The sequence below is a fragment of the Paraburkholderia sp. GW821-FHT02A12 genome (genome assembly GCF_059422005.1).
Map to the genome: position 1 here is coordinate 2340003 of NZ_JBWKWA010000002.1, position 15708 is coordinate 2355710.

Consider the following 15708-nt stretch of genomic DNA (forward strand, 5'->3'; position numbering starts at 1 on the left):
GCGCGCCCCGCAGGAAGTCCCCTTGCGGGGGACCGCCCCGCAGGAAGTCCCCTTGGGGGGCGCCCCGCAGGAAGTCCCCTTGCGGGACCGCCCCGCAGGAAGTCCCCTTGCGGGACCGCCCCGCAGGAAGTCCCCTTGCAGGACCGCTCGCCGCGGCTCATTGACGGTGGGACCTGGATCGATTCAGGCGAAACTGGCCGTGCTGGCCGCGCTCTGGCGCAGGTTGGCCGTGCGGCGGTTTTGCAGCATCACGAGCCGCTCCATGAAAACGAGGTCCTTCTCCTCGATCATGAAGGCGGCGTCCACCCAATCTTCGGTAATTTCCATCAGCTCGCCGCGCGACAGTTGCAGCACGCGCTGGCGTGCCCGCAGCATCGCGCGAATCCCGTTCATCTTCGGCTTGAGCGTGTCGATGAAGGTGCGCGTCGCCAGATAGGCGTCACCCGGTTCGAACAGCTGGTCGACCAGCCCCTTGCCGAAGTGCCATTCCGCCGTATGCGATTCGCCCACGCCGATCAGCTCTTCGGCGAGGCGCATGCCCGCCTTGCGCGCGACCAGCGAATAGCCGCCCATGCCCGGGAACAGATTGAACGCGATCTCCGGAAACCCCATGCGCGAGTCGTTCTGCGCGAGCAGGAAATGGTGCGCTAACGCAGCCTCGAAGCCTCCTCCGAGCGCCGTGCCCTCCACCATCGCGATCGAAATCGCCCCCGTATCGAAGCCGCGCGCCGCGGCGTGCACGCAATCGACGCAGGCGCGCGCATAAGCCATCAGCGCGTGGCGCTTGCCGGAGCGGATCGTGTCGGCAAAGAAATCGAGGTCGCCCCCGACATTGAACACGTTCGGAATCAATGAGCCGGTCACCCAGAAGTCGATCTGCAAGCCGGACTCTCGCGCTGCCTGCGCGAGACCCAGTATGTCGTGCACCAGTTCGAGGTTAAAACAGGGACGCGGCTGCGCACGCAACATCATCCACATGACGTTGCGTCCTTCTTCGTAGTACGCAGAAACTTGCGACAGATTGCCGGCTTCGAGGAATGGGCGGCAGGCGTGGTGATTATGCAGATTCATTTTGAACTGTCCTTTTAAGGTTAAACACTGGTATTGCAATGTGAGCCTAAAGCAGACCAGAATCGGCTGGGAGCGGGAAAACCAACAGATGAAAGCGAAGCATGCGTGAAGGCGCGCCAGGCAAAGCGGTGGCGCGAGGCCCGGGGTGGCGGAAAACACTATGCGAGCGCAAACGATTGCGCAGCGGAGATGGATGAGATTACTGGCAGGAAGGCAGCAGACTGCCAGTTAATTAGCGATCGAGAAAATACGGAATTTCTTGCCGGAATTGAAAGCAAAAGAAATAATTTCGATCAGGCAATGCAATCGAAAATATAGCTTCCGGATATTTGTTTTCGTTTTTTGTGGGCTGGCCGACAGAACCGCGAAATGCGGGAAATTCAAACGGCACCAATGACGCCGATGCGCGCCGATGGCCCGCTCATCCGATTGAACGAACGCCGCGCGATTACGCGGCGTGACTGCCAATGCGCCGGCCAGCGGCCGGCTCCGCGCCCATTCGACGCAGAGCCAGGCCGCACTCAAGGCGCGGCGGCGATCACCTCGGCAACAGCCGCCGTCAGCTTCTTGCCATACGGCACGTGCAGAAATTCGTTCGGTCCGTGCGCATTCGACTTCGGCCCGAGCACGCCGCACACCATGAACTGCGACTGCGGGAAGCCGGCTTTCAGCACGTTCATCAGCGGGATCGTGCCGCCCTGCCCGATGTACGCGACCTCCGCGCCATAGTGCTGACGCGACGCGTCGTTGAGCGCCGTGGCGAGCCACGGCGCGAGATCGGGCGCGCTCCAGCCGGTCGCCGCGCCGGCGTCCGGCTTGAAGGTCACCTTGGCGTTGTACGGCGGATCGAATTCGAGCAGCGCCTTCAGTTCGGCGACGGCCTTCTCCGCCTCGATCAGCGGCGGCAGCCGCAGCGACAGCTTGAACGCGGTGCGCGGGCGCAGCACGTTGCCGGCATCGGCGAGAGCGGGCAAGCCTGCCGCTCCGGTCACCGAGAGCGACGGACGCCACGTCGAATTGAGCAAGGCCTCTTGCGGATCGGTGGTGGTAGGCAGCACCTGGCGGCCGTCCTGGCCGCAGGCCCACGGAATTTTCTTCCAGACATCGTCGCCGAGGATATGGGCGGTCGCCTCCGCTTCGCGCAAACGCTCGGCCGGGACCGGGCAATGGAAACCCTTCGGCAGCAGATTGCCGTTGGACGCGTCTTCGAGACGGTCGAACAGTTGCCGCATGATGCGAAAGCTCGACGGCACAATCCCGCCGTAGCCGCCCGAGTGGATACCTTCGTCGAGCACCTGAACTTCGAGGTCGCCAGACACGAGGCCGCGCAGCGACGTGGTGAGCCACAGCTGATCGTAGTTGCCCGCGCCGGAATCGAGGCACACCACGAGCCCCACTTTGCCGAGCCGTTCACGCAAGGCGTCGACATACGGGAGCAGATCGTAGCTGCCCGACTCCTCGCACGTTTCGATCAGGCCGACGCAGCGCGGACGCTCGATGCCTTGCGCGTCCAGCGCGGCGAGCGCGGTCAGGCTGGCGTAGATCGCGTAGCCGTCGTCGGCGCCGCCGCGGCCGTACAGCTTGTCGTTTTCGAGCTTCGGCGTCCATGGTCCGAGATCGTTGCGCCAGCCGTCGAACTCAGGCTGCTTGTCGAGATGGCCGTACAGCACGATCGTTTCTTCGCTGCCCGAACGGGTGGCGGCCGTTTCGAAGAAAATCACCGGCGTGCGGCCCGGCAGACGAACCACTTCGAGCTTGAGACCGCGCACCGGCTGCTGCTCGGCCCACTGCGCCGCGTCGGTGACCACGCGCTCCAGATAGCCGTGCTTGACCCACTCGGGATCGAACGCCGGACTCTTGGCCGGCACCGCGATGTAGTCCGTCAGCGCGGGCACGATCTCGTCGTTCCATTTGCGGTCTACGAATTCGCGTAGCGTGTCGTGATTGATGCGCTGCGCCTGCTGGGTCGTATCGTCGGAGGTCATGATGGCGGTCCGTTCGGGTTCTGTTCAGTCGAAACGCCCATGATAGTCCGGATGAAGAACCGGCTAAACCCCTCGCCGCACTTTCACGGTCGAGACGCTGGCGATGCTCCGCCTGGTAAGGGGCAAATCAGCTGCGCAAACAAGGCAATCGCGCGACAATCGAGGCATACGTCGCGTATTGGGGAGCCGGACTATGGGTGGCAATATCGTCGTTCAGGCCATCGCCGCGGTGCTTGCATTGGCGCTGTATTTCCTGCCGTCGATTCTGGCGGACCGCCGCAAGCGCCATGACCTGCTGACGCTGGCGCTGTTCAACGCGTGCGTCGGCTGGACCGGGTTCGGCTGGCTGCTCGCGCTTTACTGGTCGTTGCAGCCGTACCCGCCGAAGAACGTCGCGGGCGAAATCGTCCAGACGCGCAAAGTGATGCTGATGCGGGCGTTTTCATCGGCGCTTCAGTTGCGCGTGCAGAAGCGCGCAACGGCGCGTGAGCGCGCGGAACATAAGCAGCCTTAAATAAGCGCGAACACGCGACCAGCAAGCGGTGTGATTTGCATGACGTTGATCGTGCTCTCGGTGGCGGGATTGAAACTGATCGACGGATATCGCGATCCGCAGCGCGCCGGACTAGTTCCAGGGCGGCTGCGGAGCCTTCTTCTGTCGCGCTCCGATCGCGCCAGACGCGGCGGCCCGCACGATGCGACGGAAGGTGGGGCATTCCATGTGGCTCGGTGCAGGGCAAGCCGCGGCGTGTCGCAGACCGTCGCGCATGGCGCTCAGTTTGCGGATCGTCCTGTCCAGTTCCTCCGCCTTGGCCGCGAGCATCTGCCGGTCGATACGCAGCCGCCCCTCCGGCGCGAACATCCGCGCAATCTCATCGAGCGAGAAGCCGGCGGCGCGCCCCAGCGCGATCAGCGCCAGCCGCTCCAGCACCCCCGCATCGAACAGGCGGCGCAACCCTCGCCTGCCGCTGGAGGCAATCAGCCCCTTTTCCTCGTAGAACCGCAGCGTCGATGCGGGAACGCCGGATCGCTGCGCCACCTCGGCGATGTCTAGCTTGTTCACCTCTTGACCTCAAGTCGACTTGAACTTGCATAGTGTAGCTTCCGCTCCCCGGGGCGCAAGCAATGGACAACGACCATGAATATCGACCACCAGACCGAAAACGAGCAGGCGGCGCTTTGGAACGGCAGCGCCGGACGCGCCTGGGTGGCGGCGCAGGAGGTGCTCGACAACATGTTCAAGCCATTTGAAGACCTGCTCGTCGACATGACGTACGCCGGATCCGGGCACCGGGTGCTCGACGTCGGCTGTGGCACGGGCAGCACGACGCTGGCCGTGGCGCGGCGGTTCGGCGCGAAGGGGCACTGCGTCGGTGCCGATATTTCGGCTCCGATGATCGCCGCCGCCCAGGCACGCGCCGAACGGGATGGCTCGACGGCAAGTTTCATCTGTGCCGACGCGCAGACCCATGCCTTCGAGCCGGCGGGCTTCGACAGGATCATGTCGCGCTTCGGCGTCATGTTCTTCGACAACCCGGTCCAGGCCTTCGCGAACCTGCGGCGCGCAGCAACGGACGACGCCGAACTCGGGTTCATCGCCTGGCGCAGTGCCGCGGAAAATCCGTTCATGACGACGCCTGAGCGCGCCGCGGCGCCGCTGCTGCCGAACCTTCCCGCCCGCCAGCCAGGCGCGCCGGGACAGTTCTCCTTCGCGGACCGGCAGCGGATCTCTTCCATCCTCGAGGAGAGCGGCTGGGCCGAGATCGACATCCGGCCGATCGAGGTGGACTGCACGCTGCCCGAAAAGGAGTTGGCAGGCTACCTCAGCCGGCTCGGCCCCGTCGGCAGGATCCTTCAGGAGGCGGACGAGCAGACGCGCACGCAAGTTATCGAAACGGTCCGCACCGCCTTCGATCCCTATGTGCATGGAACCGAAGTTCGCTACACCGCTGCCTGCTGGATGGTCAGCGCCAGAGCGCCGTCTGCGTCGGCCGTGCCCCACCTCCGCACGCTTCCATAGCCTCGTCACGCACGCGGCCGCTACGGGGCCGGCTGGGTCAAAAGTCTATTGGGCGCAGTTCAATGGCGGAGCTTTTACTAGCGGCTTTAAGCCGCCCGGCCAATCCTGCCCCACACCACGGAGGCCGCGGGAATCGAGCGCGGCTCGGCCCGTACGCTCTCGTACGCAAACATCTCGCGGCGCAGTTCGCCGTGTTCGTCAAACCATTCGCAGATCAGCCAGTTGCCCGGATTGAGCGCGACGGGACCTGCATAGGTCACGGTCATGCGCGGACCGCCTTCCTGCAACGTGACGACGTCGCCGGCACTGAAGCGTGCGGCTGGCTGTGTTTGGAATTCGTCAATGGTAGCGGTCAGCATATTCATTCCCCTACGGACCTGTTAAGTGGTTTTAAGCCATTGAGACGCATATTTAGACATTCGACCTACTGAAGGGAACCTCTAAAAAGTTTGCCAAGATTAACAATCGAATTTGTCCGCCGCAAGTGCTTTTTGTTGATACCTTTTTCAGCGGTACCGGAATGTCTTTCCCACTCGCCCTGCCAACTTGAGAGATCGGGAAAACCCCTTAAAAACAGCGCCAATCCGCCGCCCATGCGGCACTGCACGATAGGAAATTTTACGTCGCCAATTGAAAGCAGCACGTAAAAGATGCGACCTGTTTTTTGTCATATCTAATCTACGGCTGGCGATTTAATTCGGGTTTATTCTGATCGCCGTTAAAACGAAATTACCTGTGAACGGAAAACTCATCGGTAAATCCGCGATGCTGCGGAAGCACTTTGTTTAAAGTGCATAAAAGTTTTTAGACACCGTCGTTGAAATCGTTTTCTCCGCGCGCTATCAAAGCGGCGCTGCAACCCGGCGCGATGCCGATTGCTGATGCCGCACCAGCAGCACGCTCAAGCCGATACACGCGAACCTCAGCGGCGCGTTGACCGCCAGGCTGTACTGAAACCCATGTGCGTAAGCGTCCGGCGGCGAACGGCCGCCAATCGCGCCGAAGAACGCGCCGAAGAACGCGCCGCTGATCGCCGCCGTGCCGACGGCCGAGCCGATCTGCAAGGTCGACGACACGACGCCCGACGCGAGACCGGCCTTCTCCGGCACCACTTCCAGCATAATGCCGTTACCCGCCGTTACCCCCCGCTGTTGCCCCACTTCTGCTCGGCGCTCGCAAACAGCTGATTGATCTCGTTGCCGCTCACGGCGTCTTTCGTGTAGTTGAAGGTGCCGTGATCGCGCATCTCATGCGCCGCCCGCAGGAACGCGCCAAGCGCCGCGCGCGCGAGCGACCCGCCGACGCTCACCCGCCGCACGCCCAGCGCCTGCAATTCGTCGAAGCTGAGCAGGACACCCTGCAGGCCCATCAGCACATTGACCGGCCGCTCGAGTGCGCCGACCACCGCGGCGATCTCTTCGCGGGTCTTCAAGCCCGGCGCGTAGAGCACGTCGGCGCCGGCTCCCTGATAGGCCGTGAGACGCCGGATCGTATCGTCGAGATCGGCTCGGCCGACCAGGTAGTTCTCGGCGCGCGCGGTCAGCGTGAACGGAAACGGCAGTGAGCGAGCCGCCTCGGCCGCCGCGCGCACGCGTTCCACCGCCGCCTCGAACGGATAGATCGGTTCGTCCGCGCGGCCGGTCGCATCCTCGATCGAGCCGCCTACCACGCCTGCGGCCGCCGCTTGCATGATCGTTTCGGCGGCGTCTTCCGGGGCGTCGCCGAAACCGTTCTCCAGATCGGCGCTCACCGGCAAATCGGTCGCGCCGGCGATCTCGGCGAGGTGCACCATCATCTGCGCGCGGCCGATCGAGTTATCCGGCAAGCCGCGCGAAAACGCATAGCCGGCGCTGCTGGTCGCGAGCGCCTTGAAGCCGGCCAGCGCCAGAAGCCGCGCGGTGCCGATGTCCCACGGATTCGGAATGATGAAAGCCTCGTTGGCCGCGTGATAAGACTGGAATTGCCGTGCCTTTTCTGTTTGCGTTGTCATTGACGGTTCCATGAAAGACGACGACAGCGCCACGCCGCAAGGCGCGGAGGCGAAGCGTCGTGAAAGTGGCTCGACATGCGTCGACAAGTCAGTGCCGGCGGCGAGTTCCACCCGCCCGCCGGCCTTGCATGCCTTCGCAGCAGCAGAACCGCGGGCTCAGGTTTCGAGCTTCGCGTCCATCGTGATCGTTGCGTTCAATACCTTCGATACCGGGCAGCCCGCTTTGGCGTCCGCAGTGGCTTTGTCGAACGCGGCCTTGTCGCCGCCGGGGATCTTCACCGCCACGTCAAGATGCACTGCGGTGATCGAAAAGCCGCCGCCGTCCTTGTCGAGCGTGACGGTTGCCGTAGTGCCGATACGTTCGGGCGTGATGCCGGCCTTGCCCAATTCCGCCGATAACGCCATCGAAAAACAACCCGCATGCGCAGCCGCAATCAGCTCTTCCGGATTCGTGCCGACGCCATCCGCGAAGCGTGTCGAGAACGAGTATTGGGTCTCCTTGAGGACGCCGCTGTCAGTGGAAATCGAACCCTTGCCGTCTTGCAGGCCGCCTTGCCAGACGGCCGATGCCTTGCGCTTCATCGCTCTTCTCCTGTTGTGCCCTGCGTGGCGCCGCTCTGCAACCGAACGTGATGCCCGCCGCAACGGTCCCGCCCGGGTGCTTGCGGCTTCGGCATCGATCGCGAGTGTCGCGCGGCGCCGCAGGCGCGGGCGTGGACCGAACTTCATGATAGGCGCTTCCGTGTGCCAGCGTCGTGACGATGCGGACCGCGAAGTCGTCTTTCGACTATCTATCAGAAGAGAAAGTGACAGTCAGAACTACTCGCGCCCCGATGGCGAAGTTCGCAGCCGGCGCGCTTTCATCTTTCCATTACTAGCAGCGTTAGGCGGGATCGTCGAAAAAATCGCCTGCCGAGGCCGAGGCCGACGCCCCGGTGGCGCCGCCGTTACTCGGCGAACGGCAAGCTCTCCTGCCCCACCGCGCGCATGCCGAACACGTTCAGCGTCATCGCCACCAGCGCGTAGTAGCCGAGCAGGCCGACCAGGTTGATCGTCACCTGCGGTCCGAAGCGCTCGACGGTCTTCGCATACGTCGCATCCGATACCCGCTTGTTGTCGTACAGCTCGCTGGCGAAATCGTAGATCAATGCATCGTCGGTATCGGCGAAGGCCGGGCGCCGCCCTTGCAGGAGCGCTTGCGCATCCGCTTCGGCCACGCCGGCTTCCAGGGCGATCGGATAATGGATATACCACTCCGCCTGCGCCTGCCAGCGCACTGCCGTCACCAGAATCGCCAGTTCCGACAGGCGCAGCGGCAAGCCGGTCCGGTAGCGGCAGAAGGTGCCGAGACGCTGCGCCTGCTGGGCAAGTTCCGGGCTGTGAATCCAGCCGAGAAACGGCCCGTTCAGATTGCCGCGCGGGCCGGACAGAATCTCATCGAGCACGGCCTTTTGTTCGGGCGTGGCATCGGAGAGGTCGAAGTGAGGCAAGCGCTCGGTCATCGCAAATCTCGCAGAAGATGAAGTGTTGTCAGGCTGAGGCCAGCGCGCCGTCGATCGCATCCGTCAACCGGCTGACGATCTCGTCGATGTCGCGCGCGGTGCAGATGAACGGCGGCGCCAGCAGCACATGATCGCCAATCTTGCCGTCGACCGTGCCGCCCATCGGATACACCATCAGCCCGCGTGCGAACGCCTCACGCCGGATCGCCGCGTGCAGTTTCAGCTGTGCGTCGAACGGGGTCTTGCTCGCGCGGTCCTTCACCAGTTCGACGCCGACAAAGAGCCCCCGCCCTCGCACATCGCCGATATGCGGATGCTGCGCATAGTGCTCGCGCAACAGTCCGCGCAACTGTTCGCCGCGCGCGAGAACGTTGGGCAGCAGATGCTCGTCGGCGATCACGCGTTGCACTTCGAGCGCGGCGGCGCACGCGGTGGCGTGGCCGATATAGGTGTGCCCGTGCTGAAAGAACCCCGAGCCGCCGACGATCGCCTGGTAAATCCGGTCGCTCACCAGCGTCGCGCCGATCGGCTGATAGCCGGCGCCGAGTCCCTTGGCGATGGTCAGGAGGTCCGGCGCGACGCCGTCTTCTTCGCACGCGTACAGATAGCCGGTGCGCCCCATGCCCGACATGATCTCGTCGAGAATCAGCAGCACACCGTAACGATCGCACACCGCGCGAATCTTGCGGAAGTACCCGCGCACCGGCGGCACCGCGCCGGCCGTCGCGCCCACCACCGTTTCCGCGACGAAAGCGGCCACCGTATCGGCGCCGAGCTCGAGGATCTTCTGCTCGAGTTCGTCGGCGAGACGCTGGGCGAATGCCTCTTCGGTTTCGCCGGCACGCTGCTCGCGATACGCGTAACAGGGGCTCACGTGATGCGCTTCGATCAGGATCGGCAGAAACGGCTCGCGACGCCACGCATTGCCGCCGATCGCCAGCGCCCCCAGCGTGTTGCCGTGATAGCTCTGCCGGCGCGCGATGAAGTGACGGCGCTGCAACTCGCCCTTCTCGACGAAATACTGCCGCGCCAGTTTCAGCGCCGCCTCGATCGCTTCCGAGCCGCCCGACACGAAATACACGTGCTTGAGCCCTTGCGGCGCGCTTGCCACCAGACGGTCGGCGAGTTTCTCGGCGGCTTCGGTCGTAAAGAACGAAGTGTGCGCATACGGCAGCTGCTGCGCCTGCCGCTTGATCGCGTCGATCACGCGCTGGTTGCTGTGGCCGAGGCACGAGACGGCGGCCCCGCCGGACGCGTCGATATAGCGCTTGCCGGTGGAGTCGATGATTTCGATGCCTTCGCCGGCGACGGCAACCGGCAACGACTGCTTCGGCGAGCGGTGAAATACGGTGGACATGATGTTTCCTTGTTTTTCCTTGTTAGCCGGTCAGGGTTCCGGCCTGCGAAGGCGCAGTTCGTGCGATGAAGGTGTCGAATGCGAGACGGCCCTGGCGGAAGACCTGCATCGCCACACCAGTGTCGCCGATCTCGAAGAGCGCGGTAGCGAGCGTGTTTTCGTCGTCGGGGTCGAGTGGATCGTCGCGGTAGATCGGCAAGCCTGAAGGCGCACGATCGTGCAATACGCCGAGCAAGGCGGCGGCGTTCAACGGACTGGCGAGCGCCGGCAGCAAGTGCTCGACGCGCGCCTGACGGTCGCGCGAGGAATCGGTGACGATTTGCGCTTCGGCGTCGCAGCCCGGATGAATCAGGTGGTTCGCATGGCCGGCGAGGTTCGCCACGGTTTGCACGGAACAGCGCTGCACGGTTGCTTCGACACTCACGAGGCGCGCATCGCCTGCGCAGCCGAGCGTGTGATGAAAGCCGCTTGCAGCCGGCACACTGCGCAATGTTTGTAGCGCTTCGTCGAGTGACGTGGCGTCGAGCACCGCACGCGCGAGAATCATCCGCGGCACACCGGCGGCGGGCATGCGAATGCGCAGATTGTTGATCGCCTGCACCAGACCGGCGCGATTCGCCGCGAAGGTATGGCCCGGCAAAGATCCTGGGTAGTAGAAGCTCACGAAACCCGGCTTGCCGGCCGGTTGCACCTGAACCAGACAACAGCGCTCGCGCAGATAGGGATCGCCGTCTTCATTGTGTGCGATGAAACGCGTGCCGCCGGCAGCAGCCGCCAAGGTGGTGCAACCGTCCGGCGCGTTGTGAATCAGCTCGCCGCGGCAGTTCCACAGAAAGATGTCATCCGCGGAGCAGCCGAGCCCCGCCGCCATGCCTTCGAGTTCGGCCAGCAGCGCTGGAAAATGCGCCCCGGCTGCCTGCCGCAGCTTCTGCACGAACGGATCGCCGCGCCAGCGACGAACCGCCTGCCACGCGCTGCTTTGCTCCATGTATTCGGCGAACACCGGCCGGGCAAGTTCGCCCAGCCGGTAGCCGATGCCATACGGCTCACCGGCCACCTGGAAAAGATTCAACTCCCGCATCGACGCCACCGCCTCGCACCCATTCAACAATCGGTACGTATTTATACTTCCAAACAACATTTGTTGTCAAATAGAGCGACTGCGATACAAATGGAGCAGGCTTGCTTCGCGGCGGAAATCTGTCTGAGTCAAATGCGGGGAATCAACGCAACGTCAACGCAACGCAACGTCAAGGCACATACGCGCCTTTCGCATGCAGCGACTGCTCGGCGATGCCGAGTTGCTCGACCGCACCCGCTCCTTCGAGTGCGAGCAGATGTGCGACCAGTGCCTCCGAGATCGCCGTGGCGGCTACCAGCGAGGGAAAGAACGACGGACTCTCGTGCGAAAAGATCAGCACCTTGTCGGCGTTCAGCGCGATCGGCGAGACCGCGCTGTCGGTCATCGCAATCAGCTTGCTGCCCTTTTCCAGCGCGGCTTCGGCGACGCGCGCCGCTTCCACCGAATACGGCGCGAAACTGATGACGACGGTGGCGCTGTCGCGCTCGATCGTGCGCAACTGCATCTCCAGCGTACCGGCCTCGCCGTTGAGCAGCGACACCGATGAGCGAAACAGCCGATAGCCGTAGACGAGACCGAAAGCCACCGCATAACAGGAGCGAAAACCCGCCACATGCACATGCGGCGCGCGGCGCATCAGGCGCGCCGCGTCGACGATCGCGCGACCGTTGTGTGCGGCGGTGACCTCGAGGTTGTGTTGTTGCGCAACGAGCAGATCGTTCGCCAGCGCGTCTTTCGATTTGACCAGCGAGCGCGCGCGGCTGGTGAGCGGCTCGGGCCGAGTCCGCACGCGCGCGACGAACAGGTTGCGCAATTCGTTCCAGCCGGGAAAACCGAGTTGCTGCGACAGGCGCACCAGCGACGCGGGTTGCACCTGCGCCCGCTCGGCCACTTTGCGCATCGACGAGACCGCGACTTCGTCAGGATGATCGAGCAGGAAACCTGCGCCCATCTGGAACTGCGGACTCAGTTCGGAGAAGCGCGCCCGGATCAGGGCGGCGAGCTGGTCGAAACTGTCTGGCATGCGAGGTACCGGGCGAACGGTCGATAGGGATGACAACAAATGTTACCACCCGGTGCGTCGCATCCAACAGCACTTCCCGCGTGCTTTTCACGCCTGCTTAGCGCCTGCTCAAGCGCGTGCTCAAGCGCCCGCTCAAGTGCCAGGTTAAGCGCCTGATTAAAGCAGCGCGACCACCCGCACGTCGCCCTGCTCGGCCGACGCGACGACCTTGTCGCCGATGCGCCGGAACGTGATCGACACAGACGCATCGCCCACCCGCAAATCGCCGACTTCGAGCCAGTCGATGCCTTCGGGGAGCATCGGCTGTTCGATCAGCACCTCGCGTTTGACCGCATCGATCGTGATGCCGAGACAGGCTTCGAGCATCATGAAGGGCGACCCCGCAGCCCACGCCTGCGGCAGGCAGGCGACCGGATAGGCGGTGGGCGGCTCGCCGCGCCGCCGCGGGAAACCGCAGAACAGCTCGGGCAGGCGCATGTCGAAATTGACCGCCGCCTGGAACAACGCCTGCAACAGCTTCACGGCCGACGCCTTGCCGCCGTAGCGCGACAAGCCGCGCGCGCAGAGCGCGTTGTCATGCGGCCAGACCGAGCCGTTGTGATAGGCCATCGGGTTGAAGCGCGACTGGCTCGCGGCCAGCGTGCGCACGCCCCAACCGGTGTGGAACAGCGCCGAATCGAGTGCGCGCACCACGGCCTCGCCGCGCGCACGCGCGGGCAGACCGAAGGCCAGCAGATGCCCGGCATTCGACGCCATCACGCGGCACAGTTCGCCGTGCCCGTCGAGCGCAATGCCGTAGAAGCCGGACTCTTCCATCCAGTACTTTTCTTCGACGCACTGACGGATTTTCTTCGCCCGTTGCTTATAGCGCGCCGCCGGCTCGGAAAGGCCGCGCAGCTCGGCGAAGTGGGCCATCGTGTCGAACGCCGCGCTTGCATACGCCTGCACTTCGACCAATGCAATCGGACCGTCGGGAAAATGGCCGTCGGCATGGAATACCGAATCGTGGCTGTCCTTCCAGCCCTGATTCGCGAGCCCGCCATCCGACTCGCGCTGATAGTCGAGCAAACCGTAACGGTTCTTGTCGCAGACGCCCGCGACCCACTGCGCCGCGCGCTCGAGCGCCGGCCACAATTCGTCGATCAGCGCGAGGTCGCCCGTGCGCGCCGCGTAGGCGCCGGCCAGCACGATAAAGAGCGGCGTGCTGTCGACGCCGCCGTAGTACAGCGCGAACGGCACCTCGCCGGTAGCGGCCATTTCGCCCTTGCGCATCTCGTGCATGATCTTGCCGGGCGCGGCGTCGCGAAACGGCGAATTCTCGCGCGCCTGGTGCTCGGCGAGAAAACGCAGCACACCGGCCGCCAATTGCGGTTGCAGCCACAGCGTTTGCAACGACGTGATGACCGCGTCACGGCCGAACGGCGTCGAAAACCACGGAATGCCGGCATACGGATACGGGCCAGTGGCGAGATCGGTGGTCAGCAGACCGAGGTCGGCGAGCGAGCGGTCGATCCACGCATTGAACAGCGGATTGCTCGAACGGACGCGCGCGGTGGCGCGGCGCCGTTCGCGCATCACGAGGTGGGCGTCGACCAGCGCGGCGCGCACCGCGGCGCGGCCGACGCGCGGGCGTTCCGCGTCGATTTGCGAAAGATGGGCTTCGCTCACTGGATGCGTCGGCTTCGAGACTCCCATGTCGGGCCGGTCCGCCTGCGCGACAACCTCCACCGCGACCGACAGATAAATCGACACGCACGCTTGCGCCGGCAGCTTGACGGTGTAGTCGGCGCGGTCGGCGAACAGCTTGTCCGGCTGCGGCGCGAAGGCGATCTGCACATTGCGCGCCACGCCGTCGAGGCCGATGTAGCCGAGCAGCACCTCGCGGTTTTCGACGCGAGCCGGTTCGACGCGGCCCTGTTTATTGCGCTTGAGGCCGCGCACTTCGAACATGTCGCGGAAGTCGCTGACGAAGGAGATCGACAGCGGCACGATGGCGTCGCTCGTGCCGTAGTTGGTGAGTTCGATGGCTTCGTTGAGAACGGTGCCGGACAGCACACGCACGCGCTCGACGTGGATCACGCCTTCGGGGGTGCTATCGCCGCCGAGCGGCGGCAAGGGACGATTGGTGAGATGCGCGGTGAACGAGGTATTGTCGCTGCTGACGTTGCCCGACAACAGTGACGGCGCGCGGCCGCCGAAGGTGAGGCGCAGTTGCGAGAGGACGCGGGTGTCGTTGACGAAGAGACCGTCGTCGTGGCCGGTGATATCGCCGAGGGGGTCGTTGACGATGAAGGTGTCGCCCGACTTCAGCACGTGCTGGGTGGCGCTCGCAACGTTCAGGTTTTCCGTCGGGATGAATACGCCGTCCGGCTCGAGATCGTGGTGGTCGATGCCGCCCGAGTGGGATAGGCCGCCGAGGGCTTCTGGCTGCTGCATCAGGGTCGCTCCTGTGATGTTCGCTTTCGGGTTCTGCTATCGCTTCCGATTGTAGAGGGTCTGCGGGCGTCAGACGAACTTAACACATTGGAGTTTCAGTTTTTTCGTGGTACGGGAGATGCAGGGGTTTTGCTTTTTTTGCCTTTCGCGGCGGCATTGTGCTGTGTGCCTGCGGCGGTGGTCTGTTCCTGATTTTTTGCCTGCGCGGCGCTTGTTGTCTGTTTGCCTACGGCGTTGGTCTTGGCGTTTTTGCCTTTCGCGGCGGCATTGTGCTGTGTGCCTGCGGCGGTGGTCTGTTCCTGATTTTTTGCCCGCGCGGCGCTTATTGTCTGTTTGCCTACGGCGTTGGCCTTGGCGTTTTTGCCTTTGGCGGCGGCATTGTTCTGTGTGCCTGCGGCGGTGGTCCTTTCTTGATTTTTGCCTACGCGGCGCTTCTTATGTCTGTTTGCCTACGGCGTTGGCCTTTCCTTGTTCTGACTTCTTTGGCCTTTCCTTGTTTTCTTTGTGGTCTATTAGCTTTCCCCCTGTGCGGGGGAGCACCTACTTTTCTTTGCCGGCCGCAAAGAAAAGTAGGCAAAAGAAAGCGGCTTTACACCGCTAATTCTGAAGTGGGCACCTCGGTCAACCACCGGTAGTGGAAACCTGCCGGACCACACCGTGGTCCATGAGTGCTAGTGACCAGGCAGTCATCCACCCCTTCTCGCGCTGCGCGCTCGCCGGCAAGGTCCATCTCACACCTCCCGCTTCGGTTTTGCCTGGCGACAGCCATCGGCTTCGCCTCGGCGAGATGCAGATGTGGATTACTAAGCAGAACTCAGGCGTAATGGCGCGCGCACGCGTGAAATGGCGAGCTACGCCCTGCGCAAAGCGCAGGCGCCAAACGTAGTGGGTGGTTGGATGAAGTACCTTGCCGGCGAGCGCGCAGCGCGAGAAGGGGTGGATGACGGCCTTGTCACCAGGGCGTGAAGGTGCACTGGCACAGATCAGGTGGCCTCCACTCCCCGTTGATCATAGAGGTGCCCGCTTAGTACCTGCGGTGTGAAGCCGCTTTCTTTTGCCTACTTTTCTTTGCGGCCGGCGCCCCGAAGGAAGTCCCCTTGGGGGACAAAGAAAAGTAGGTGCTCCCCCGCACAGGGGGAAAGCTAATAGACCACAAAGAAATCAAGGAAAGGCCAAAGAAGTCAGAACAGGGAAAGGCGCTGCCGTAGGAAAAAACACAACCAGAAAGCGCCGCACAGGCAA

At 63.6% G+C, this 15708-nt stretch carries 16 protein-coding genes and 1 pseudogene; 3 read left to right on the forward strand and 14 right to left on the reverse strand.

Features of this window, described 5'->3' with window-relative positions:
* Positions 1-183: 183 nt before the first annotated feature.
* From AC07WT_RS31895 to AC07WT_RS31905, 3 genes are all read right to left on the reverse strand, one after another.
* On the reverse strand, positions 184-1071 hold the full coding sequence (locus tag AC07WT_RS31895) for a crotonase/enoyl-CoA hydratase family protein (protein ID WP_494950047.1): 888 nt from the start codon (positions 1069-1071) through the stop codon (positions 184-186).
* A gap of 228 nt (positions 1072-1299) precedes the next feature.
* Positions 1300-1596 carry a hypothetical protein gene (locus AC07WT_RS31900; protein ID WP_494950048.1) on the reverse strand — a complete coding sequence of 99 codons (297 nt, stop codon included), beginning with the start codon at positions 1594-1596 and terminating at the stop codon, positions 1300-1302.
* Positions 1593-3056, reverse strand: a complete 1464-nt coding sequence (locus tag AC07WT_RS31905; RefSeq protein WP_492593267.1) for a M20 family metallopeptidase — start codon at positions 3054-3056, stop codon at positions 1593-1595. The genes AC07WT_RS31900 and AC07WT_RS31905 overlap by 4 nt, the downstream gene beginning before the upstream one ends.
* A gap of 193 nt (positions 3057-3249) precedes the next feature.
* Here AC07WT_RS31905 and AC07WT_RS31910 point away from each other — a divergent pair, with 193 nt between their 5' ends.
* Entirely contained in the window at positions 3250-3570 is a 321-nt protein-coding gene (locus AC07WT_RS31910) for a superinfection immunity protein (RefSeq protein ID WP_494950049.1), read from the forward strand.
* 111 nt (positions 3571-3681) lie between these two features.
* Here the strand turns inward: AC07WT_RS31910 and AC07WT_RS31915 are convergent, their stop codons facing one another.
* A complete protein-coding gene (locus AC07WT_RS31915; protein WP_494950050.1) occupies positions 3682-4119 on the reverse strand; it encodes a helix-turn-helix domain-containing protein in 438 nt (145 codons plus the stop codon).
* Between the two features lie 75 nt (positions 4120-4194).
* On the opposite strand from AC07WT_RS31915, the gene AC07WT_RS31920 reads away from it, so the two are divergent.
* The gene (locus AC07WT_RS31920) at positions 4195-5076 is read left to right on the forward strand and encodes a class I SAM-dependent methyltransferase (RefSeq protein ID WP_494950051.1); all 882 of its coding nucleotides are present in this window, start codon (positions 4195-4197) and stop codon (positions 5074-5076) included.
* 86 nt (positions 5077-5162) lie between these two features.
* Here the strand turns inward: AC07WT_RS31920 and AC07WT_RS31925 are convergent, their stop codons facing one another.
* The 10 genes and pseudogenes from AC07WT_RS31925 to AC07WT_RS31970 form a co-directional block, all read right to left on the reverse strand.
* Complete coding sequence (locus AC07WT_RS31925; protein WP_494950052.1) at positions 5163-5435, reverse strand: YodC family protein; 273 nt, start codon at positions 5433-5435, stop codon at positions 5163-5165.
* Positions 5436-5500: 65 nt separating this feature from the next.
* Entirely contained in the window at positions 5501-5719 is a 219-nt protein-coding gene (locus AC07WT_RS31930) for a hypothetical protein (protein ID WP_494950053.1), read from the reverse strand.
* 199 nt (positions 5720-5918) lie between these two features.
* Positions 5919-6200, reverse strand: a pseudogene (locus AC07WT_RS31935) (MFS transporter); the annotation flags it as partial.
* A 14-nt stretch (positions 6201-6214) separates the two neighbouring features.
* On the reverse strand, positions 6215-7066 hold the full coding sequence (locus AC07WT_RS31940; protein ID WP_494950054.1) for an isocitrate lyase/PEP mutase family protein: 852 nt from the start codon (positions 7064-7066) through the stop codon (positions 6215-6217).
* 156 nt (positions 7067-7222) lie between these two features.
* A complete protein-coding gene (locus AC07WT_RS31945) occupies positions 7223-7648 on the reverse strand; it encodes an OsmC family protein (RefSeq protein WP_494950055.1) in 426 nt (141 codons plus the stop codon).
* 365 nt (positions 7649-8013) lie between these two features.
* Positions 8014-8568, reverse strand: coding sequence for a carboxymuconolactone decarboxylase family protein (locus AC07WT_RS31950; protein WP_494950056.1), 555 nt, complete (start codon positions 8566-8568; stop codon positions 8014-8016).
* A 28-nt stretch (positions 8569-8596) separates the two neighbouring features.
* Positions 8597-9925, reverse strand: a complete 1329-nt coding sequence (locus tag AC07WT_RS31955; RefSeq protein WP_494950057.1) for an aspartate aminotransferase family protein — start codon at positions 9923-9925, stop codon at positions 8597-8599.
* Positions 9926-9947: 22 nt separating this feature from the next.
* A complete protein-coding gene (locus AC07WT_RS31960; protein ID WP_494950058.1) occupies positions 9948-11006 on the reverse strand; it encodes a C45 family autoproteolytic acyltransferase/hydrolase in 1059 nt (352 codons plus the stop codon).
* A gap of 169 nt (positions 11007-11175) precedes the next feature.
* On the reverse strand, positions 11176-12030 hold the full coding sequence (locus tag AC07WT_RS31965; RefSeq protein WP_494950059.1) for a MurR/RpiR family transcriptional regulator: 855 nt from the start codon (positions 12028-12030) through the stop codon (positions 11176-11178).
* Between the two features lie 156 nt (positions 12031-12186).
* A complete protein-coding gene (locus AC07WT_RS31970; RefSeq protein WP_494950060.1) occupies positions 12187-14466 on the reverse strand; it encodes an amylo-alpha-1,6-glucosidase in 2280 nt (759 codons plus the stop codon).
* A gap of 158 nt (positions 14467-14624) precedes the next feature.
* On the opposite strand from AC07WT_RS31970, the gene AC07WT_RS31975 reads away from it, so the two are divergent.
* Entirely contained in the window at positions 14625-15101 is a 477-nt protein-coding gene (locus AC07WT_RS31975; RefSeq protein ID WP_494950061.1) for a hypothetical protein, read from the forward strand.
* Positions 15102-15708: the final 607 nt, after the last annotated feature.

What these genes read in the sequence shown, in the direction of transcription:
- AC07WT_RS31895 (WP_494950047.1), bottom strand. Translation starts at nt 1,071, where the DNA reads ATGAATCTGCATAATCACCACGCCTGCCGCCCATTCCTCGAAGCCGGC.
- AC07WT_RS31905 (WP_492593267.1), bottom strand. Translation starts at nt 3,056, where the DNA reads ATGACCTCCGACGATACGACCCAGCAGGCGCAGCGCATCAATCACGAC.
- AC07WT_RS31910 (WP_494950049.1), top strand. Translation starts at nt 3,250, where the DNA reads ATGGGTGGCAATATCGTCGTTCAGGCCATCGCCGCGGTGCTTGCATTG.
- AC07WT_RS31920 (WP_494950051.1), top strand. Translation starts at nt 4,195, where the DNA reads ATGAATATCGACCACCAGACCGAAAACGAGCAGGCGGCGCTTTGGAAC.
- AC07WT_RS31925 (WP_494950052.1), bottom strand. Translation starts at nt 5,435, where the DNA reads ATGCTGACCGCTACCATTGACGAATTCCAAACACAGCCAGCCGCACGC.
- AC07WT_RS31940 (WP_494950054.1), bottom strand. Translation starts at nt 7,066, where the DNA reads ATGACAACGCAAACAGAAAAGGCACGGCAATTCCAGTCTTATCACGCG.
- AC07WT_RS31945 (WP_494950055.1), bottom strand. Translation starts at nt 7,648, where the DNA reads ATGAAGCGCAAGGCATCGGCCGTCTGGCAAGGCGGCCTGCAAGACGGC.
- AC07WT_RS31950 (WP_494950056.1), bottom strand. Translation starts at nt 8,568, where the DNA reads ATGACCGAGCGCTTGCCTCACTTCGACCTCTCCGATGCCACGCCCGAA.
- AC07WT_RS31955 (WP_494950057.1), bottom strand. Translation starts at nt 9,925, where the DNA reads ATGTCCACCGTATTTCACCGCTCGCCGAAGCAGTCGTTGCCGGTTGCC.
- AC07WT_RS31960 (WP_494950058.1), bottom strand. Translation starts at nt 11,006, where the DNA reads ATGCGGGAGTTGAATCTTTTCCAGGTGGCCGGTGAGCCGTATGGCATC.
- AC07WT_RS31965 (WP_494950059.1), bottom strand. Translation starts at nt 12,030, where the DNA reads ATGCCAGACAGTTTCGACCAGCTCGCCGCCCTGATCCGGGCGCGCTTC.
- AC07WT_RS31970 (WP_494950060.1), bottom strand. Translation starts at nt 14,466, where the DNA reads ATGCAGCAGCCAGAAGCCCTCGGCGGCCTATCCCACTCGGGCGGCATC.